A 19,517-nucleotide genomic window follows, 5' to 3' on the forward strand; every position below is an offset into this window, starting at 1 on the left:
CATGAACCTTACCTGGATGGCATGGACGCTACCGACGGCGATCTTTTTCATCACGATCCTGGTGCTGCTCTGCGGCATGGCGATCTGGGAATACGCCTCGCCGGGCGGCAATCCGCGGGTTGGCGTGCTGCGGTTCGAGACGACGCGCGGCGACCGTCTCTTTCTATCGCTGCTTGGCAGCGCCTTTATCCATCTCGCTTGGCTGGGTCTTGTCGGACCCAACCTGTGGTGGGCTCTCGCTCTCTCCGTGGTCTACGCCATTGGCGTGTTCCGCTACGTATAGAGGGGGAAACTGTTGGAGCGGCCGCGTGCCGGCGGCTGCTCCGATCGCACTTGAAACTGAAACAGTGGAGGAAACACATGAGACGGCAATTTTTGACATCAACGACAGCGCTTGTCCTATTGCTCGGGGCAGGCAACGCCTATGCCGGGATGGACGAAGCCAAGGCATTTCTCGACGCCGAGATCAAGGACATGTCGACGCTCGATCGCGCTGCCCAGGAAGCCGAGATGCAATGGTTCATCGATGCTGCAAAACCCTTTGCGGGCATGGACATCAAGGTCGTCTCGGAAACCATCTCGACGCACGAGTATGAATCGAAAACGCTGGCCAAGGCGTTCGCCGACATTACGGGCATCAAGATCACCCATGATCTGATCGGCGAAGGCGATGTCGTCGAGAAGCTGCAAACGCAGATGCAGTCGGGCGAAAACGTCTACGACGCCTATGTCAACGACTCCGACCTGATAGGCACCCATTGGCGCTACCAGCAGGCGCGCAGCCTGACCGACTGGATGGCGAACGAGGGCAAGGACGTCACCAACCCGAACCTCGACCTCGCAGACTTCATCGGCACCAAGTTCACGACGGCTCCGGACGGCGATCTTTATCAGCTGCCCGACCAGCAGTTCGCGAACCTCTACTGGTTCCGCTACGACTGGTTCAACGACGAGAAGAACAAGGCGGACTTCAAGGCGAAGTACGGCTACGACCTCGGCGTGCCGGTCAACTGGTCAGCCTATGAGGATATCGCCGAATTCTTCACCGGGCGCGAGATCGACGGCAAGAAGGTCTACGGCCACATGGACTACGGCAAGAAGGATCCTTCGCTCGGCTGGCGCTTCACCGATGCCTGGCTTTCGATGGCCGGCAATGGCGACAAGGGACTGCCGAACGGTCTTCCGGTCGACGAATGGGGCATCAAGGTCGACGAGAAGTCGCGGCCTGTCGGCTCCTGCGTGGCTCGGGGCGGCGACACCAACGGTCCGGCGTCGGTCTATGCCATCCAGAAATATCTCGACTGGATGAAGGCCTACGCTCCGGCCGCGGCCCAGGGCATGACCTTCTCGGAATCCGGACCGGTACCGGCGCAGGGCGAAATTGCCCAGCAGATGTTCATGTACACGGCCTTCACCGCCGACATGGTGAAGGACGGCCTTCCCGTCGTGAACGAGGACGGTACGCCGAAATGGCGCTTCGCTCCGTCGCCGCACGGCGTCTACTGGAAGGACGGCATGAAGCTCGGCTACCAGGACGTGGGTTCCTGGACGCTTCTCAAGTCGACGCCTGACGATCGCGCCAAGGCAGCCTGGCTCTACGCGCAGTTCGTCACCTCGAAGACAGTCGACGTGAAGAAAAGCCACGTTGGCCTGACGCTGATCCGCGAGAGCACGATCCAGCACAAGAGCTTCACGGACCGCGCCCCGAAGCTCGGCGGCCTGATCGAGTTCTACCGCTCGCCGGCCCGCGTCCAGTGGTCGCCGACGGGTACGAACGTTCCTGACTATCCGAAGCTGGCACAGCTCTGGTGGCAGGCGATCGGCGATGCTTCGTCGGGTGCCAAAACCCCGCAGGAGGCGATGGACTCGCTCTGCGCCGAGCAGGAAAAGGTGCTTGAGCGCCTTGAGCGCGCCGGCGTGCAGGGCGACATCGGACCGAAACTCGCCGAGGAAAAGACCCTCGAAGAGTGGAACGCCGATGCCGTCGCCAAGGGCAATCTCGCGCCGCAGCTGAAGATCGAGCCGGAGAAGGATAAGGCGCAGACCATCAACTACGACGAGCTGGTCAAGAGCTGGAGCAACTGAGCATCGATCCGGGCGTTCGCGCCCGCATCGCGACAATCGGGGGAGGCGGCATCTTGCCGTCTCCCCTGTTTGCGCCGAGGGGAATGGAAATGAATAGCTTTATCCTTGCAATCGACCAGGGAACGACATCGAGCCGGGCGATCCTGTTCGACCGTGAGATGAAGGTGGTGGGCAGCGGGCAGAAGGAATTCACCCAGCATTATCCGGCCTCCGGCTGGGTCGAGCATGATCCCGAGGAGATCTGGTCGAGCGTCGTGGCGACGGTGAAGGCTGCGCTGAAGAGCGCCGGCCGCAATGCGTCGGATGTCGCGGCGATCGGCATCACCAACCAGCGCGAGACCGTCGTCATCTGGGACAGGGCGACCGGCAAGCCGATCCACAACGCGATTGTCTGGCAGGATCGCCGCACCGCGCCGCTGTGCCAGAAATTGAAGAAGCAGGGGCTGGAGAAGAAGTTCACCAGAAAGACCGGCTTGCTGCTCGATCCCTATTTCTCCGGCACCAAGATCGCCTGGATGCTGGACAAGGTGAAGGGTGCCAGAAAACGTGCCGAGAAGGGCGAATTGCTGGCCGGCACGATCGACAGCTTTCTGATCTGGCGGCTGACCGGCGGCAAGGTTCACGCCACCGACGCCACCAATGCCTCGCGCACGCTGGTCTACAACATCGAAAAGAATACCTGGGACGACGAGCTTCTGGCGATTCTCGGCATACCGGCAAAAATGCTGCCGCAGGTGAAGGATTGCGCTGACGACTATGGAATCACAGAGGAAAGCCTGTTCGGCGCAGAGATAAAAATCCTCGGCGTGGCTGGCGATCAGCACGCAGCGGCCATCGGCCAGGCCTGTTTCGAGCCGGGTATGATGAAATCCACCTATGGCACGGGGTGCTTCGCGCTGCTCAACACCGGAAGCGATCTGGTGCGCTCGAAGAACCGGTTGTTGACGACCATTGCCTACAGGCTGAACGGCAAGACCACTTATGCTCTGGAAGGGTCGATCTTCATCGCCGGTGCAGCCGTGCAGTGGCTGCGCGACGGCATCAAGGTGATCGGCAAGGCGGAGCAGAGCGGCGTGCTGGCGGCGAGCGCCGACCCGACGCAGGAAGTCTATCTGGTGCCGGCTTTCGTCGGGCTTGGCGCGCCGCACTGGGATGCCGAAGCGCGCGGCGCCATCTTCGGGCTGACCCGCAATTCGGGCCCGGCGGAATTTGCCCGCGCCGCACTGGAATCCGTTGCGTTCCAGACGCGCGACCTGCTCGACGCGATGCGCAAGGACTGGAAGGGCGCGTCAGTAAAGACCGTTCTCAGGGTCGATGGTGGCATGGTGGCCTCGGACTGGACCATGCAGCGGCTTGCCGACATCCTCGATGCGCCGGTAGACCGCCCGACGATCCTGGAGACGACGGCGCTCGGCGCGGCATGGCTGGCCGGCTCTAAGGCGGGCGTCTGGCCGAAGGCGAGAGACTTCGCCAAGAGCTGGGCGCTCGAGCGGCGGTTCAAGCCGGAGATGAATGCGTCCGCCCGTTCCGCCAAGCTGGCGGGCTGGCGCGATGCTGTGCGCAGGACGCTGAGCGTGCAATAAGTAGGAGGTGTCACCACAAAAACCCGCGCCGTTGCCGGCGCAGGCTCTTCAATATCTTTTACTCAGCTCCGCCCGAGCTTTATCAATAGGGCGAGATGCACTGCCGGCGCGGGCCATAGTAAGGCTGGTACGTGTTGTCATATGCCCGGTAAGATCTGTAGCGGCTGTAGCACCACTCCACGTGCGAATCGCCTCGATAGACGCGGCGGTTCTGGTTGACGATCGCACCGGTGATCAGCGCGCCGGTCGCAAAGGCAGCCAACGGGAACCAGAAGTCGCCGTGACGGCGATAGCCGCGACGATAATAGCGATAACCGCGATGGCCGCGCCAATACCTGCCGTCGTCACGCGCGAAACCACGACGAAAATCGCGGCGGGAAAAATCGCGATCGCGGTTGAAACTACGCCTCCACCGCCTGTGGTCGACAGTCTGGACATCCGACGAAACGTTCTGACCAAGCGGCACGTAGGTGGGCTGGGCGTTGACGGGCACGATCTCCGCTACAGCGAATGACGCTGACAACGCGGTCGCCAGCAGGCCCGACATGATCCTGTTCATGATCTTCTCCTTGAAAGCGTCGTCCCTTGTAGCGACAAAAACGGGCAGGCTGCGCAATTGTTCCGTCAAAGTAGCAAGATGCTGATCTGTAACGTTCTCTCTCCCGCTCGGCCTCGACGAAAAGCCGGTATTGGGCTTGTCTGTCAAAGGCCGTTCCGCCCTTTGCTGACGCGATGTGCGAGGCGCTGCAAGTGCGTGGAAAAGCCCGACTTGCGCGCCCTCTTTTTCCGGTTGACCGGTCGAGGCACTCTCCCTATGTTCCGCGCAATTTCGAGGGCGGCATTCTGAGCCCGCGGGAGCGCGTAGCTCAGCCGGTAGAGCAACTGACTTTTAATCAGTAGGTCCAGGGTTCGAATCCCTGCGCGCTCACCATTGTTTCGTACGAGAAATCAGTAAGTTAGCGCTTTAGCGTCTGGAACAGCGCCGGAACGTGCGAGAAAATGCGAGGCCGTGCGAGAACATTTTCTCGCAATCACGCGATGCTTCCGGCTACCGACCCTGCTAAATATCCCCAAAAACCAGCGACACGTTCCCGCCGGCGTGGCGCTCCAGCCGGCCGGCGAGATCGAGTTCCAGTAGCACCATGAAAACCTGAGCGGGATGCAGGCCGGTGTGGCGGATGATTTCGTCGACGGCCACCGGCGTCGGGCCGAGCGCCTCGATGACGCGGGCGCGGTCATCCTCGCCGGGCGGTGGCGTTGCCGAAAAGTCGGGCGGCTCCCCAACCGGCGCCATCCTTGGTGCCAGTGCGCCGACCAGCGGCGCGATCGCGCTGGTAACGTCCGAAGCCTCGGTGACAAGGGTGGCGCCGTCCTTGAGCAGAGCGTTGGTGCCGGCGGCGCGCGGATCGAGCGGCGAGCCGGGGACGGCGAAGACCAGCCGGCCCATCTCGCCGGCAAGCCTGGCGCTGATCAGCGAGCCGGAGCGGTGCGCCGCCTCGACCACGACCAGCCCCAATGCTGCGCCGGCGACAAGGCGGTTGCGGCGCGGAAAATCCTGGGCGCGTGGCTGCCAGCCGAACGGCATCTCTGAAATGATGGCGCCGCCGCGCTCGGCAATCTCGTTGCATAGTCCGGCATTCTCAGGCGGGTAGGGCAGGTCGAGGCCGCCGGCCAGCACACCGATCGTGCCTGACGCAAGGCTGCCTTGATGTGCTGCCGTGTCGATGCCGCGCGCCAGGCCGGAGACGATGCCGTAGCCGTCGCGGCCGAGTTCGGCGGCGAGCGTCCGCGCCATCTTGATGCCGGCCAGCGAAGCGTTGCGGGCGCCGACGATGGCGATTGCCGGCAGCCGGAACACCGCGCCTTCGCCCTTGACCGCGAGCAGCGGCGGCGGATGGTCCATGCTCTTCATCAGCGGCGGATAGTCGGCCTCGCCAATCCCGACGAAGCGGGCGCCGGCCCGGCGGGCTGCTTCCAGCTCCGCCTCTGCCTCGGCAATCGACGGGATGCGGACGATCTTTCTGGCGCCGCCCGAAATCATCAGCTCGGGCAGCATCTCGAGCGCCGTCTCGGCCGAGCCGAAGCGGTTGATCAGGTCGCGAAAGGTGGCCGGGCCGACATTCGGCGTGCGGATCAAACGAAGCCAGCTCAACCGCTGCCTGTCGCTGAGCCGCGGCCCGGCGGCGCGCTGGCTCACTCTTTGGTCCCAATCTTGCCCTCGGTGCCGGCCAGCAGCCGCGCGATATTGGCACGGTGTTTTATGATGACGATCAGGCTCATCAGCGCGAACAGCCCGGCAATCTCAGGCGTGCTGAGGACATAGAGCGCGATCGGCACGACGACTGCTGCCGTCAGCGCCGCCAGCGAGGAGTAACGGAACAGGAAAGCAACGGCCAGCCAGACGACGGCGAAGATCAGCGCCACTTGCCAGGCAAGGCCGATCAGCACGCCGAGATAGGTGGCGACCCCCTTGCCACCCTTGAAACCGAGCCAGACCGGAAAGAGATGGCCGAGGAAGGCGCCGAGGCCAGCCAAAGGCCCGAGCTCCGGCGCATAGCGACCGGCGATCAACACAGCCGCCGTGCCTTTCAGCGCGTCGAGCAGCAGCGTGGCGGCGGCTAGGCCCTTGTTGCCGGTGCGCAGCACATTGGTGGCGCCGATATTGCCGGAGCCGATGTTGCGGACGTCGCCAAGGCCGGCGGCTCGGGTGATCAGGAGCCCAAACGGGATCGAGCCGAGCAGATAGCCGAACACCAGCGCCAAGACGATGTCGTAAGCCATTGTTCCCCCGAACTCCAACTGCCGGCTTTGGGGAGTGTTGATATTCAGGTCAGGCCGGCATCACCTGAATATCGACACTCCCTAGGCTGAAAACACTGTGCGGCCCGCCACCATGGTTTGCAAGACCTTGCCCTGCAGCCGCGCACCTTCGAAACAGGTGTTTTTCGAGCGCGAACGGATGCCGCTTTCGCTGACGATCCATGGTTCGTCGAGATCGACCAGCGCAAGATCGGCGACCGTGCCCGGCTTCAGCGTGCCGCCGGGCAGGCCGAACAGCCTTGCCGGTGCGGTGGACAACGTCTCGATCAATCTAAGCAGCGTCACGTCGCCATTGTGATAGAGCCGCAGCGCCGCGCCCAGCAGCGTTTCGAGCCCGATGGCGCCGGCTGCGGCGTCGGCGAAGGGCAGGCGCTTGGTGTCGACGTCCTGCGGGTCGTGCGAGGAGACGATGAGGTCGATCGTGCCGTCCTTGACCGCCTCGATCATCGCCAGCCGGTCTTCCTCGGCGCGCAGCGGCGGTGTCAGCCGGAAGAAGGTGCGGTATTCGCCGACATCGTTCTCGTTGAGCGACAGGTTGTGGATTGAGACGCCTGCTGTGACATTCGCGCCGTCGGCTTTCGCCCGCGTTACCGCGTTTGCCGCCATCGCCGTCGAAATCTTGGCCGCGTGATAGGCGCCGCCGGTCAGCCGCGCCAACGCCAGATCGCGCTCCAGCGGAATGGACTCGGCCTCGCGCGGGATGCCGGCAAGGCCGAGCCAGCTGGCATAGAGGCCTTCATTCATGACGCCGGACGAAGCGAGGTCGGCGTCTTGGGTTTCATGGGCGATCACGCCGCCGAAATCGCGCGCGTAAGTCAGCGCGCGGCGCATCACCAGCGCGCTTGATATGGTGTGCCGTCCGTCGGTGAAGGCGACCGCGCCGGCCTCGCGCAGCAGGCCGAATTCGGTCATCTCGCGGCCTTCGAGGCCCTTGGTGATCGCCGCCGCCGGAAAAATGTTGACGATGGCCGTGTCCTTGGCGGTACGCAGCACGAATTCGACCAGCGCGACATTGTCGATCACTGGGTCGGTGTCGGGCATCATGACGATGGAAGTGACGCCGCCGGCGGCCGCAGCGACGCTGGCCGAGGCGATGGTTTCGCGGTGCTCGCCGCCGGGCTCGCCGATGAAGACGCACGCATCGATCAGGCCGGGGATAACAGCCTTGCCGGCGCAGTCGATGACCGTAGCGTCCTGCGGAGCGCCCTGGTTCAAGGCGGCCTTGCCGGCAGCGACGATCTTGCGGCCTTCGACAATGACCGTGCCGACCTCATCGATGCCGCGCGATGGGTCGACGATGCGGGCCTGGCTGAAGACCGTCGTGCTCATCATGCAACCTCGCGATTGCGGCGAGGATCGAGCAGCGCTTCCATCACCGCCATGCGCACGGCAACGCCCATCTCCACCTGTTCCTGGATGACGCTCTGCGGACCGTCGGCGATTTCCGAGGCGATCTCGACGCCGCGGTTCATGGGGCCGGGATGCATGACCAGAGCGCCGTCCTTGGCCGCCTTCAGCTTCTCGGCATCGAGGCCGAAATAGCGGAAATATTCCCGCACCGAAGGCACGAAGGCGCCTTCCATCCGCTCGCGCTGCAGGCGCAGCATCATCACCACATCCGCGTCCTTGAGCCCTTCGGCCATCGAACGAGTGACGATCACGCCCATTTTCTCGATGCCGGCGGGCAGAAGCGTCGACGGCGCCACGACGCGGACCTGGGCACCGAGCGCGTTGAGCAGCATGATGTTGGAGCGCGCCACGCGCGAATGCAGGATGTCGCCGCAGATCGCCACGATCAGCTTCGACAGCGGACCCCTGGCGCGGCGGATGGTCAGCGCGTCGAGCAGCGCCTGCGTCGGGTGCTCATGGGCGCCGTCGCCGGCATTGATCACCGAGCAGCCGACCTTTTGCGCCAGCAGCGCCGCAGCACCGGCCGACTGGTGGCGGATGATCAATATGTCGGGGCGCATGGCATTCAGCGTCATCGCCGTGTCGATCAACGTCTCGCCCTTCTTCACCGAAGAACTGGCCACCGACATGTTCATGACGTCGGCGCCGAGCCGTTTTCCCGCCAGCTCGAACGACGATTGCGTGCGGGTCGACGCTTCGTAGAAAAGGTTGATCTGGGTGCGGCCGCGCAGCGTCGAGGTCTTCTTCTCCGATTGCCGCGAGATCGCGACCGCTCGGTCCGCCCGGTCCAGCAAAAGCTCGATGTCGGCGGGGGAAAGATCGCGGATGCCCAGAAGATGGCGGTGGGGATAGAGTGGCAGGGACGAAGCGTCGGTCATCTCAAGGCGCTGCTATAGGGTGGAGGACCTTTGGCTGCAAGCGCCAGCTTTGGATTGCGGCCTTTCTCCCCGGTATTTTCGTCGCGCGCGTTGCGCGGCTTGGGCTATATCTAGCTGATGGCTTCGGATTCGTGGCCTTGTGATGATAAGGCCTTTCTGCCGATAGAAGGACAGTGCGTGACCGACGACGTGACGAACCAGCCGCCGCCGCTGGCAGGCGGCAACGCCTGGCGGGGCGATCCGTTGCTGATCCAGCTTGCCGAGCGTTTTTCCGATCCGGTGCGCAAGGATCTCGATGGGCTTGGCCGTTTTGTGCTGACGCAGGAGGCGCAGGAGCTGGCCCGCCTCGCCAATGTCGAGACGCCGAAGCTCAGGACCCATGACCGCCAGGGCCGACGCATCGACCTGGTCGAGTTCCATCCTGCCTATCATGCGCTGATGCGCCGGTCGGTGGCGAACGGGCTGCATTCGTCGGTCTGGGAAAATGGCGATGCCGAGATCGGCCGCCGTCATCAGGTGCGCGCCGCCCGTTTCTACCTGACGGCCGAGCTCGAAACCGGGCATCTCTGTCCCATCACCATGACCAGCGCATCGCTGGCAGCGCTGATGGCAAGTCCGAAGCTGTTTCGCGAATGGGCGCCGCGCGTGACGACACGCAAATACGACCAGAGCCAAAAGCCGCCGGTCGAAAAGGCCGGGCTGACGCTCGGCATGGGCATGACCGAGAAGCAAGGCGGCACCGACGTCCGCGCCAACGTCACCCGGGCCGAGCGCGCTGGCAGCGGCTTCTATCGGCTGACCGGCCACAAATGGTTCATGTCGGCGCCGATGTCGGACGCATTCCTGGTGCTTGGACAGGCGCCGGAAGGGCTTTCGTGCTTTCTCGTTCCCCGCATTCTCGGCGATGGTTCGGGCAACGGCTTCCGCTTCCAGCGGCTGAAGGACAAGCTCGGCAACCGCTCCAACGCCTCGTCGGAAGTGGAGTTCGTCAACGCCATCGGCGAGATGATCGGCGAGCCCGGGGCGGGCGTCAAGACGATCATGGACATGGTGACGCTGACCCGGCTCGACTGCGCGATCGCCTCGTCGGCGATCATGCGTGCCGGGCTGGCCGAGGCCGTCCACCACGCCCGTCACCGCCAGGTGTTTGGAACCAATCTGATCGAGCAGCCGCTGATGCAGCGCGTGCTGGCCGACATGGCGCTCGACGTTGCTGCCGCCACCGCGCTGTCGTTCCGGCTGGCGCGCTCCTTCGACGAGGCGGCCGGAGACCGTGGCGAGGCGGCCTTCGCGCGCGCCATGACGCCGGTCGTCAAATACTGGGTCTGCAAGATCGCGCCGCCGCTGCTCTATGAAGCGATGGAGTGCCTCGGCGGCAACGGCTATGTCGAGGAGGGACCGCTCGCCCGCTACTATCGCGAGGCTCCGGTCAACGCGATATGGGAGGGGTCCGGCAACGTCATGGCGCTCGACGTGCTGCGCGTGCTGGGGCGTGCGCCCGGCCTGTTCGAGGACGTGCTGGCCGGCATCGATCGCGATCTCGGCGCCGGCGGACGCGGCACCGTCGGTGTGCTCAAGGCGGCAATGCAGGTCGCGGCAACCGATGAGGGCTCGGCTCGTCTGCTCACCGAACAACTGGCACTGTCGGCGGCAGCGGCGGAGCTTCGCAGGCTGGGGGCAGGGCGGATCGCCGACGCCTTCGTCGAGACGCGCCTCGCCGGCCAGTGGCGCAACACCTATGGCATGCTCGATTCGCGCCATGACGCGCGCATGATCATCGAGACGCTCTATCCGCCGGTCACCTGAGAAGGCTTCGGGACGGATTTTCCTCGTCGATCGCCGCTCTGTGGAAAGCCGTTAACCTTAACAAATGGTTTCCATTGCGGTCGCAAGCCGCAAAGCCCACTGTCCTGTTTACTGAAGCAGGAACGCCATGCGGCACATATTGAGCTCCTTTCTGGCCTTGCACTGGGCGGTCGTTTTCGCCCTGCTGGCGTTCATCTGCATCGACGGAAATCGCGGTGTTGCTGCAGCGCTTGGCGTGCTCGGCGTTGCCGTCCAGCACACCCGATTCGTCGACCTCGAAAATGCCATCGTGGTGGCGCCGCTTGCCGTGGCGCTGCTTGTCGTCGCGGTGCTGTTCTGCTGGGCTTTTGTCGAGACTCTATTCAGCGTCCCGACAAATCCGGACGCCACCGACAGCGTTGTGCGGGTCGCCTTCATCTCCGCTTCCGGCGTGCTGTCGCTGATCGTGGTCGGCGGCGCCGCGCAAGGCATCAACGGGCTGTTCATGGTCGTCGCGGTGCAGCTGGCGGCATTGCTGGCTTCCTATGTCGCCATGCTCGCAGAGCGGCGGTCGGCTTTTGCCGCAGCGGATCCGGGCACCGGCGAAATCCGTGCCGCAGCGCATGTGATGGCGAAGGCGGCGGCGCACAACTCGGCGCTTTCGCGCATTTCCGGCCGGCCGGACACGAACTTGAGGGATGGCCGCTGATGCGCACCTTGTTCGCGCTATGGGCGGCACCGCTCGCTCTGTTCTGGGGCTGGTTCTTCCTGTCGCTCAACGACATCAATTTCGGCTATGTCATGCTGAGCCGCCAATTGCATGACCTGGTTTTCCAGCTCTATGGGGAAATGCTTGGCATTGATCCGGCGCTCATTCCTGGCATGGTGGCAAAGGCCTGCATCCTCGACAGTCTGCTGCTGATGGCGTTTTGGGCGTTTCGCCGCCGCCGGGTGATCGGTGGCTGGATCAGGATAATGCGCGACCGTTATTTCGACCAGGCATCGACGCCGAGCGCCTGAAGCCGGTCGAGAACGCCCTGCAGGATAAACGCTGCCGCGGCCGAATCGATCTTGCCGGCGCGTTTGCGGCGCGAAAAATCCATCTCGATCAATGTCCGCTCAGCCGCCACCGTCGACAGTCGCTCGTCCCATAAAACGAAGGGCAGGTCGGTCATACCAGCCATGTTGCGGGCGAAGGCGCGGGATTTCTGGGCACGCGGACCTTCTGACCCGTCCATGTTGATCGGCAGGCCGAGCACCACGGCGCCGACATTCTCTTTCTGCAGCAAGGCGAGCAGCACAGCTGCATCCAGCGAGAATTTCCTGCGCATGATGACGGGGCGCGGATGGGCGAAGGCAAAGCCCCGGTCGGAAACCGCCACGCCGATGGTCTTGTCGCCGAGGTCGAGCCCGGCCAGCGTCTTGCCGCCGCTGAGCCGCGCCGGCAACTCTTCGATGGTGATGATGCTCAACGGCTTTCCTTGGAATCCACGCCGCAAAGGACGCTGCGGGGCTTTAATTTTACTGCCCGCGTTCTATCCTCTGCCGAAGCAAAAATCGAGGAAAGCATTCATGAAACTGACCTGGTACGGACATTCAGCATTTTGTGTCGAAACCGCCGACGCGAAAATCCTCATCGATCCCTATCTGGTCGGCAATCCGTCATGGACGGGCGGCTGGGAAGGACCGGCGGAAGGGGTCACGCATGTCCTTTTGACCCACGGCCATAGCGACCACATCAGCGGTGCGCTGGAAGTGCTTGGGAAAAGCGGCGCCATGCTGGTCGCCAATTTCGAGGTTTGCATGTATCTGGTCGGCCAGGGCGCCAGCGACAAGAAGATCAATCCCGGCAATATCGGCGGCACCGTGGATTGCGGCGGTTTCACCACCACCTTCGTCCAGGCGCTCCATTCATCCTCGTTTCCGGGCGACAATGGCCAGAACACCTACCTCGGCAATCCGGGCGGGCTCGTTCTGCATTTCCCGGAAGATAAGACGCTCTATCATATGGGCGACACCGACATCTTTTCCGACATGGCACTGATCAATGAATTGCACGAGCCGAAGATCGGTATCGTGCCGGTCGGCGATCGCTTTACCATGGGTGGCGCGGTAGCAGCCCTTGCCTGCCGGCGCTTCTTTCAGTTCGAGACTGTCATCCCCAGTCACTTCGGCACGTTCCCGATCATCGACCAGACCGCCGAAAAGTTCGTAGCAGGGATGGATGGATCGGACGTGAAAGTGGCATTGCCGAAGATCGGCGAGACGATTAGCTTGTAGAAGACGCTAGGTATAAGGCGCCAAAATGGAGTGAAAACATGGTTTTGAGGGGCTTTCTTTTCATTTCTATTTCTGTGGCTTCCCCAGCGTCCGCCGCGGAGGACTTCATTGAAGGCGTCTATCTCCAGTCCGAGGATCTTTGTGCGCAGGCCAGGAAGGACACACTGCAGTCGCTGATCGACGCCGGCAACATTGTGCTCTCGGCGCGTGGCCTGCAAAGCGTCGAATACGATTGCGAGTTCCTTCAGATCACCAAGGCGACGCTCTCGCCGAGCTGGGCGGTGACAGCCATATGCCAGGAGCCCGGCCACGTCTTTCCGGACGTTCTCTCCGTAACGCAAATGAACGCGAAGCAGATCGATCTGGTTTCGGTCCGATCTGCGGAAGACGAAAGCGAAGGGGGCAGCAACAGCGGCAGCTATTTCCTCTGCGACGGCGTGGCCCTGCCATAGACCTTACGGTCCCGGTTCTCGGCACGATGCATGTTGCGCGGCACGCGCCGCGCCGCTATAGCGCGGACTGGTTTTCCCGAGGCACAAACAAATATGTCCGTTGATCTTCTGACTGTGAAGCGCGTCGCGCGTCTCGCCCGCATTGCGGTGAGCGAGGAGGATGCCGAGCGCATGACCGGCGAGTTGAACGCCATTCTGGGCTTTGTCGAGCAGCTAAACGAGGTCGACGTGTCCGGCGTCGAGCCGATGACTTCGGTGACCCCGATGGAGATGAAGAAGCGCCAGGACGTCGTCACCGACGGCAGCAAGGCGGCCGACATCGTCGCCAACGCGCCGGCTACCGAAGAGAATTTCTTCCTGGTGCCGAAGGTCGTGGAGTAGCGGGCCGATGGCAATCGATATCGCCATCGAGACGCCGCTGCAGGACGATGTGCGCGGGTTGGTCGAGGAACTCAACGCCACGCTGCTCGAACTGACACCGCCGGAGCACTGCTACCACATGACCGTCGAGCAGATGGCCGACAACGACACGACTGTCTTCATCGCCCGTGACAGCAGCCTTGCCATCGGCTGCGGCGCACTGAAGCGCCACGATGCCGCTGTCGGCGAGATCAAGCGCATGTACACGCGGCCGTCGCATCGTGGACAGAAGATCGGCGCCAAGATCGTCGAGCGGATCGAGGCGTTGGCGCGCAATGAAGGGCTGAAGCGTCTGGTGCTGGAAACGGGCGACCGCCATCCGGCTGCGTGGACCGTTTATGAACGCGCCGGATTCTCGCGCTGCGGCCCGGTGCTGGACTATCCCCATTCCGAGTGGTCGGTGTTTTACGAAAAGAGCCTTGCCTGATGAGCGACCTGACCCACCTGACGATTTCGCAGGCCCGCGCCAAGCTGCGCGCCAAGGAAATCACCGCAACCGAGATCACCGAAGCCTATCTCTATGCGATCGAGCGGGCCAATCCGGCGCTCAACGCCTATGTCGTGGTCACCGACGACAAGGCGCGCGACATGGCCAAGGCCTCGGACGCGAAGCTGGCGAAGGGCGAGGGCGGGTCGCTCGAAGGCATTCCGCTCGGGATCAAGGACCTGTTCGGCACCGAAGGCATTCACACCCAGGCCTGCAGCCATGTGCTGGATGGGTTCAAGCCGCACTACGAATCGACCGTCACCGCCAATCTGTGGGCCGACGGCGCCGTGATGCTCGGCAAGCTCAACATGGACGAGTTCGCCATGGGCTCGTCCAACGAGACCTCCTATTACGGCCCCGTGGTCAATCCGTGGCGGCGTTCGCGGCTCGATACGGTGGTGATGCCGACCACGCATCAGGGCGATGGCGGTTTCGTCTCGGCCGGCGGCACCAGGACCGCGCGCACGCTGGACAACGCCCAGCTGGTGCCGGGCGGTTCGTCAGGCGGCTCGGCCTCGGCTGTCTCCGCGTTTCTATGTGCCGGCGCCACGGCCACGGACACCGGCGGCTCGATCCGCCAGCCCGCCGCCTTCACCGGCACGGTCGGCATCAAGCCGACCTACGGCCGCTGCTCGCGCTGGGGCATCGTCGCCTTCGCTTCGTCGCTCGACCAGGCCGGACCGATCGCCCGCGATGTGCGTGATGCCGCGATCCTCTTGAAATCCATGGCCTCGGTCGATCCGAAGGACACCACCTCGGTCGACCGGCCGGTGCCGGATTACGAGGCGGCGATCGGCAAGCCGATCAAGGGCATGAAGATCGGCATCCCCAGGGAATACCGCGTCGACGGCATGCCCGAGGAGATCGAGGCGCTGTGGCAGAAGGGTATTGCCTGGCTGAAAGATGCCGGCGCCGAGATCGTCGACATTTCGCTCCCGCATACGAAATATGCGCTGCCGGCCTATTACATCGTTGCGCCTGCCGAAGCCTCGTCGAACCTCGCCCGCTATGACGGCGTCCGCTACGGGTTGCGGGTGCCGGGCAAGGACATCGTCGACATGTACGAGAGGACCCGCGCCGCCGGCTTCGGCCGCGAGGTCAAGCGCCGCATCATGATCGGCACTTATGTGCTCTCCGCCGGCTACTACGATGCCTACTATCTGCAGGCGCAGAAGGTGCGGAACCTCATCAAGCGGGATTTCGAAAATGCATTCGCGGCGGGCGTCGACGTCATCCTGACGCCGGCGACGCCGTCGGCGGCTTTTGGCATCGCCGACGAGGACATGGCCGCCGACCCAGTCAAAATGTACCTCAATGACATCTTTACGGTGACGGTGAACATGGCCGGACTGCCGGGCATCGCCGTGCCCGCAGGGCTTGACGCCAAGGGCCTGCCGCTCGGCCTGCAGCTCATCGGCCGGCCCTTCGATGAGGAAACCTTGTTCCAGACCGCCCACGTCATCGAACAGGCGGCGGGTACGTTCCAGCCGGAAAAGTGGTGGTAGTGTCGTCCCTTAGGCATCGCATTTGAATGATGCGGGGCGCTTTGGTCCTAGTTTATGCATGTTGTTACTCTAAAAGCGCCACGTGCTTATGGAGCGGTATGCATTAGAGCGACGTGCGTCCACTTGGACGCACAAAGTACGCTCTAGCACGTTGAATCTGCGCATCGTGCTTTCCGAGAATCGATTCCGATTTGGGCCGATGTGGGGGTGAGGGATGTTCTTCTATCTTTCCAAATTGCTCTGGTTCTTTGTCCAGCCGTTGAATTTTGCAATCTTCCTGTTGCTGGCGGGGCTGGTGGCGGCGATGTTCGGACGGCGACGATGGACCACCGCCGGCACCGTCCTTGCCGTTCTCATTCTTGCGCTTTCGACATGGACGGAGCTCGGCGCAATAATGATCAGTCCGCTGGAAGATCGCTTCCCCAAGCCGCCGCTGCCGGAAAAGGTTAATGGTATCATTGTGCTGGGCGGCGGTCTGGAGAGCCCCATCAATGCCGTGCGTGGCGGCTATGAAATCAATGGCGCTGGCGACCGGATCGTCGAGGCGGCCGTACTGGCACGGCGTTTTCCGACTGCGAAAATCGTCATCTCCGGCGGCACCGTTGAGATGATGACCGCAGGTGAGGGCGATGCGGACACAGGCCCGCGCCTGCTCACTGCGCTTGGCGTGACGGCCGATCGGCTGGTCCTCGAGAACAAATCCCGCAACACCTACGAGAACGCAATCTTCACCAGGGAATTGGTGACGCCGAAACCGGGCGAGACCTGGCTGCTGGTGACCTCGGCCTTCCACATGCCGCGGGCCACGGCGCTGTTCGACAAAGCAGGTTTTCCGACCGTTGCGTGGCCGGTCGACTACATGACCTCCGGTAAGGAAAACATAGCCACGCTTCCCCCTTACAACGGGTTGGAGGTCACCACCACGGCGGTCCGTGAATGGATAGGGCTCGTCACCTATTGGCTGTCGGGCCGCATCGATCGGCTTTTCCCCGGACCGGGTGTCGGCTCGGGCGGCTGACCGATCACGGCTTGCCGCGCCGCTGAGAAGAACTGGCGACGTACCAGAACCGCCAGCAACAACAGCGTCGACAGCACGAACACCCTTGGATCGACGAACCAGCCGAGATAGCCGATCGAGAAGAACACACCGCGCATGCCGGAATTGAAGTGTTTTCCGGCCAGCATGTTCATGCGCGCCGCCCGCCATACCGCCGTCTCGCTGACCGGGTTGCGTGAGGCTTCGCCATGCGGGATCGGCACCGCGCCGATCAGAATCGAGCAGTAGTTGAACAGCCGGTAGGCCCAGCCGAACTTGAAGAAGGAATAGGCCAGGATCAGCACCAATCCGAACACCTTCATCTGAAAGGCGGAGCGGGATGATGTCGCGCCGAGCGGCAGGTTGCTCAGCACCGAAACAACCTGATCGGAGGCACCGAGCAGGGCGAAACAGCCGCCGATCGCAATCAGCGAGCTGGAGGCGAAAAAGGCGGTTCCCTGTTGAAGACCTGCCATGATGGCGGTGTCGACAATGCGAATCTCGCGTTCGGCCATGGTCCGCATCCAGGCTTCACGCTGCACGTTCATCGCCGTCGTCAGCGACATGCGGCTGACCAGCTTTCCGTCGGAGGCGAGCGTATGCAGCACCCATACGAAAAGGAAGAAGGCCAGCGCCACGAGGTCTGCCGTCGACAAATGGAAGGAATCGCCCATGCGACCCTTTTACCACAAGCGGTGGTGCCGCTTCGATGGCAGAACGCAACGATGTCGCTGCCGGAGCAAACAAGGTCGGCAGGTGCAGCGCCGCGATCTTCGAAAGAGCGGAAACATCACAGGAATTCCTATATGTAAATTCCAATAGGAGAGAGCGGCGCGTGTTCCTTTCGGTTTTCGACCTGTTCAAGATCGGTATTGGACCATCGAGTTCGCACACGATGGGACCGATGACGGCTGCGCGGCGTTTCCTCGACGAGATCGCGGGAGATGACTGGCCGCGCCCGGCCGGCGCCCGGGTCGACCGCATCGCCGCCAGCCTGCACGGCTCGCTCGCCTATACCGGCATCGGCCATGGTTCCGACCGTGCCGTTGTGCTCGGCCTTGCCGGCCAGACGCCCCAGACGGTGGACCCCGATCAGGCGGATGGAATCGTCGCCAGCATCGCTGCCGAGAAGCGGATTTCACCGCCCGGCCATCCCTCCTACCGCTTCGACCCGGCAACGGATCTGGTGCTGGATCGCAAGACGCCGCTTTCCGGCCATGCCAACGGCATGGCTTTCTCCGCCTATGATGCCGACGACCGGCTGCTGCTCAAGCGTATCTATTATTCGATCGGCGGCGGCTTCGTGGTTTCGGAGGAGGAGCTGCAGCGTATGAAGGCGAAGGGCTCGGTGACGACGGAAGGCAAGAAGGTTCCATACCCCTTCAAGAATGCCGTCGAGATGCTGTCGATGGCGGCGAAAAGCGGCCTTTCCATCGCCGACATGAAGCGCGTCAACGAAGAGACGCAGATGTCGCGCGAGGAGCTCGACGCCGGTCTTGACGGCATCTGGAGCGCCATGAAGAGCTGCATCGAACGCGGCCTGTCGCAGGACGGCATCATGCCGGGCGGACTGAAGGTGCGCCGACGCGCGCGGCAATTGCATGACAAGCTGCAAGAGCAGTGGCGGCAGAACCGGCCCAACCCGCTGCTCGCGAATGACTGGCTGTCGATCTATGCCATGGCGGTGAACGAGGAGAACGCCGCCGGCGGGCGCGTCGTCACCGCGCCGACCAATGGTGCTGCAGGCACGCTGCCCGCGGTGCTGCGCTACTGGCTGCATTTCCATCCCGAGGCCGACCAACCAAGTATCCGCGATTTCCTGCTGACCGCGGCGGCGATCGGCGGCATCATCAAGACCAACGCTTCGATCTCAGGCGCCGAAGTCGGCTGCCAGGGCGAGGTCGGTTCGGCCTCGGCGATGGCGGCGGCGGGGCTGTGCGCCGTCATGGGCGGCACGCCGGAGCAGGTCGAGAACGCCGCCGAGATCGCGCTCGAACATCATCTCGGCATGACCTGCGATCCGGTTGGCGGACTGGTGCAGGTGCCTTGCATCGAGCGCAATGCGCTCGGTGCCGTCAAGGCGGTGACTGCCGCGTCGCTGGCCATCAAGGGCGACGGCGTTCATTTCGTGCCGCTTGATGCCGCGATCGAGACCATGCGCCAGACCGGCCTCGACATGAACGAGAAATACAAGGAAACCAGCCTCGGCGGACTGGCCGTCAATATCGTGGAGTGCTGAGCCAACCTTGCACCATGGATTGGCACTGTGGAGAAAGTCGACCAGGCCGTTGACGCCTTCGCGCGCAGGACTAAACCTTAATCCATGTCTCTCAATATCATAAAGCTCTGTGTCGGCTGCGACAGCGTCGAAGATCTCGAAGAGTGGATCGCCTTCCGCCTCGACGAACGGCGGCGCGCCGGCGAGCCGGCCGAGCATTACCACACCACACGCATGATGCCGACGCGCGGCGCCGAGGTCACCGATGGCGGTTCCCTCTACTGGGTGATCAAGGGCAATGTGCAGTGCCGCCAGTTGATCACCGAAATCCGCCCTTTCACTGATGATGACGGCATTGGCCGCTGTCACCTGATGCTCGATCCTGTGGTCGTGCGCACCGACTGGCAGCCGCGCCGGGCCTTTCAAGGCTGGCGCTACCTGAAACCGTCGGACGCACCGGCCGATCTCGGTAAGGGCAAAGCGGGGCTGGTCGAGATGCCGCCGAAACTCAGGCGCGAGCTTGCCGATCTCGGCCTTCTCTAGGAAGGCCCAAATTCA

General features: G+C 63.1%; 21 protein-coding genes and 1 tRNA gene. 15 read left to right on the forward strand and 7 right to left on the reverse strand.

Going from position 1 to position 19,517, the window contains the following annotated elements:
• Position 1 precedes the first annotated feature (1 nt).
• The 3 genes from EJ075_RS27265 to glpK all read left to right on the forward strand — a co-directional run bounded on the left by EJ075_RS27265 (position 2) and on the right by glpK (position 3,668).
• Positions 2–283 (forward strand): DUF2160 domain-containing protein, encoded by a 282-nt coding sequence (locus EJ075_RS27265; protein WP_164547197.1) that lies wholly within the window; start codon positions 2–4, stop codon positions 281–283.
• Between the two features lie 77 nt (positions 284–360).
• The gene (locus tag EJ075_RS27270; RefSeq protein ID WP_126106461.1) at positions 361–2,085 is read left to right on the forward strand and encodes an ABC transporter substrate-binding protein; all 1,725 of its coding nucleotides are present in this window, start codon (positions 361–363) and stop codon (positions 2,083–2,085) included.
• Between the two features lie 89 nt (positions 2,086–2,174).
• Positions 2,175–3,668 (forward strand): glycerol kinase GlpK, encoded by a 1,494-nt coding sequence (glpK, locus tag EJ075_RS27275; protein ID WP_126106462.1) that lies wholly within the window; start codon positions 2,175–2,177, stop codon positions 3,666–3,668.
• 82 nt (positions 3,669–3,750) lie between these two features.
• Here glpK and EJ075_RS27280 read toward each other — a convergent pair whose 3' ends face one another.
• On the reverse strand, positions 3,751–4,227 hold the full coding sequence (locus EJ075_RS27280; RefSeq protein WP_095485564.1) for a BA14K family protein: 477 nt from the start codon (positions 4,225–4,227) through the stop codon (positions 3,751–3,753).
• A 296-nt stretch (positions 4,228–4,523) separates the two neighbouring features.
• Here EJ075_RS27280 and EJ075_RS27285 point away from each other — a divergent pair.
• Positions 4,524–4,599 (forward strand) — tRNA-Lys (locus EJ075_RS27285).
• A 129-nt stretch (positions 4,600–4,728) separates the two neighbouring features.
• Here the strand turns inward: EJ075_RS27285 and dprA are convergent.
• The 4 genes from dprA to EJ075_RS27305 form a co-directional block, all read right to left on the reverse strand.
• Positions 4,729–5,865, reverse strand: a complete 1,137-nt coding sequence (gene dprA / locus EJ075_RS27290) for a DNA-processing protein DprA (RefSeq protein ID WP_126106463.1) — start codon at positions 5,863–5,865, stop codon at positions 4,729–4,731.
• Positions 5,862–6,449 (reverse strand): glycerol-3-phosphate 1-O-acyltransferase PlsY, encoded by a 588-nt coding sequence (gene plsY / locus EJ075_RS27295; protein ID WP_126106464.1) that lies wholly within the window; start codon positions 6,447–6,449, stop codon positions 5,862–5,864. The genes dprA and plsY overlap by 4 nt, the downstream gene beginning before the upstream one ends.
• Before the next feature lie 81 nt (positions 6,450–6,530).
• Positions 6,531–7,817 (reverse strand): dihydroorotase, encoded by a 1,287-nt coding sequence (locus EJ075_RS27300; protein ID WP_126107482.1) that lies wholly within the window; start codon positions 7,815–7,817, stop codon positions 6,531–6,533.
• A complete protein-coding gene (locus tag EJ075_RS27305) occupies positions 7,817–8,776 on the reverse strand; it encodes an aspartate carbamoyltransferase catalytic subunit (RefSeq protein WP_095485279.1) in 960 nt (319 codons plus the stop codon). The genes EJ075_RS27300 and EJ075_RS27305 overlap by 1 nt, the downstream gene beginning before the upstream one ends.
• 177 nt (positions 8,777–8,953) lie before the next feature.
• Between EJ075_RS27305 and EJ075_RS27310 the strand changes: the two genes are divergently transcribed.
• From EJ075_RS27310 to EJ075_RS27320, 3 genes are all read left to right on the forward strand, one after another.
• Positions 8,954–10,582 (forward strand): DNA alkylation response protein, encoded by a 1,629-nt coding sequence (locus tag EJ075_RS27310; protein ID WP_126106465.1) that lies wholly within the window; start codon positions 8,954–8,956, stop codon positions 10,580–10,582.
• 127 nt (positions 10,583–10,709) lie between these two features.
• Complete coding sequence (locus tag EJ075_RS27315; RefSeq protein ID WP_126106466.1) at positions 10,710–11,270, forward strand: hypothetical protein; 561 nt, start codon at positions 10,710–10,712, stop codon at positions 11,268–11,270.
• The gene (locus EJ075_RS27320; protein ID WP_077384057.1) at positions 11,270–11,581 is read left to right on the forward strand and encodes a DUF6105 family protein; all 312 of its coding nucleotides are present in this window, start codon (positions 11,270–11,272) and stop codon (positions 11,579–11,581) included. Before EJ075_RS27315 ends, EJ075_RS27320 begins: the two co-directional genes overlap by 1 nt.
• On the opposite strand, the gene ruvX is transcribed toward EJ075_RS27320, so the two are convergent.
• A complete protein-coding gene (gene ruvX / locus EJ075_RS27325) occupies positions 11,548–12,033 on the reverse strand; it encodes a Holliday junction resolvase RuvX (protein ID WP_095485277.1) in 486 nt (161 codons plus the stop codon). The genes EJ075_RS27320 and ruvX overlap by 34 nt on opposite strands.
• Positions 12,034–12,133: 100 nt before the next feature.
• Between ruvX and EJ075_RS27330 the strand changes: the two genes are divergently transcribed.
• From EJ075_RS27330 to EJ075_RS27355, 6 genes are all read left to right on the forward strand, one after another.
• Positions 12,134–12,841: a metal-dependent hydrolase gene (locus EJ075_RS27330; RefSeq protein WP_126106467.1), complete on the forward strand. Its 708-nt coding sequence runs from the start codon at positions 12,134–12,136 to the stop codon at positions 12,839–12,841.
• Between the two features lie 38 nt (positions 12,842–12,879).
• Positions 12,880–13,293 (forward strand): hypothetical protein, encoded by a 414-nt coding sequence (locus EJ075_RS27335; protein WP_126106468.1) that lies wholly within the window; start codon positions 12,880–12,882, stop codon positions 13,291–13,293.
• Between the two features lie 93 nt (positions 13,294–13,386).
• Positions 13,387–13,674, forward strand: a complete 288-nt coding sequence (gene gatC / locus EJ075_RS27340; RefSeq protein ID WP_095485274.1) for an Asp-tRNA(Asn)/Glu-tRNA(Gln) amidotransferase subunit GatC — start codon at positions 13,387–13,389, stop codon at positions 13,672–13,674.
• 7 nt (positions 13,675–13,681) lie between these two features.
• Positions 13,682–14,140, forward strand: a complete 459-nt coding sequence (locus EJ075_RS27345) for a GNAT family N-acetyltransferase (RefSeq protein ID WP_095485273.1) — start codon at positions 13,682–13,684, stop codon at positions 14,138–14,140.
• Positions 14,140–15,705, forward strand: a complete 1,566-nt coding sequence (locus EJ075_RS27350) for an amidase family protein (RefSeq protein ID WP_126106469.1) — start codon at positions 14,140–14,142, stop codon at positions 15,703–15,705. Before EJ075_RS27345 ends, EJ075_RS27350 begins: the two co-directional genes overlap by 1 nt.
• A 214-nt stretch (positions 15,706–15,919) precedes the next feature.
• Positions 15,920–16,723, forward strand: a complete 804-nt coding sequence (locus tag EJ075_RS27355) for a YdcF family protein (RefSeq protein ID WP_126106470.1) — start codon at positions 15,920–15,922, stop codon at positions 16,721–16,723.
• Here EJ075_RS27355 and EJ075_RS27360 read toward each other — a convergent pair.
• Positions 16,660–17,415, reverse strand: a complete 756-nt coding sequence (locus tag EJ075_RS27360; protein ID WP_095485270.1) for a DUF599 domain-containing protein — start codon at positions 17,413–17,415, stop codon at positions 16,660–16,662. The two genes, EJ075_RS27355 and EJ075_RS27360, sit on opposite strands and share 64 nt — an antisense overlap.
• 161 nt (positions 17,416–17,576) lie before the next feature.
• On the opposite strand from EJ075_RS27360, the gene EJ075_RS27365 reads away from it, so the two are divergent.
• Both EJ075_RS27365 and EJ075_RS27370 read left to right on the forward strand, forming a co-directional pair.
• Entirely contained in the window at positions 17,577–18,980 is a 1,404-nt protein-coding gene (locus EJ075_RS27365; protein WP_095485562.1) for an L-serine ammonia-lyase, read from the forward strand.
• Positions 18,981–19,064: 84 nt separating this feature from the next.
• Positions 19,065–19,502, forward strand: coding sequence for a DUF1489 family protein (locus EJ075_RS27370; RefSeq protein ID WP_095485269.1), 438 nt, complete (start codon positions 19,065–19,067; stop codon positions 19,500–19,502).
• Positions 19,503–19,517: the final 15 nt, after the last annotated feature.

This window comes from Mesorhizobium sp. M6A.T.Cr.TU.016.01.1.1 (assembly GCF_003952585.1).
GTDB classification, from domain to species: Bacteria; Pseudomonadota; Alphaproteobacteria; order Rhizobiales; family Rhizobiaceae; genus Mesorhizobium; species Mesorhizobium mediterraneum.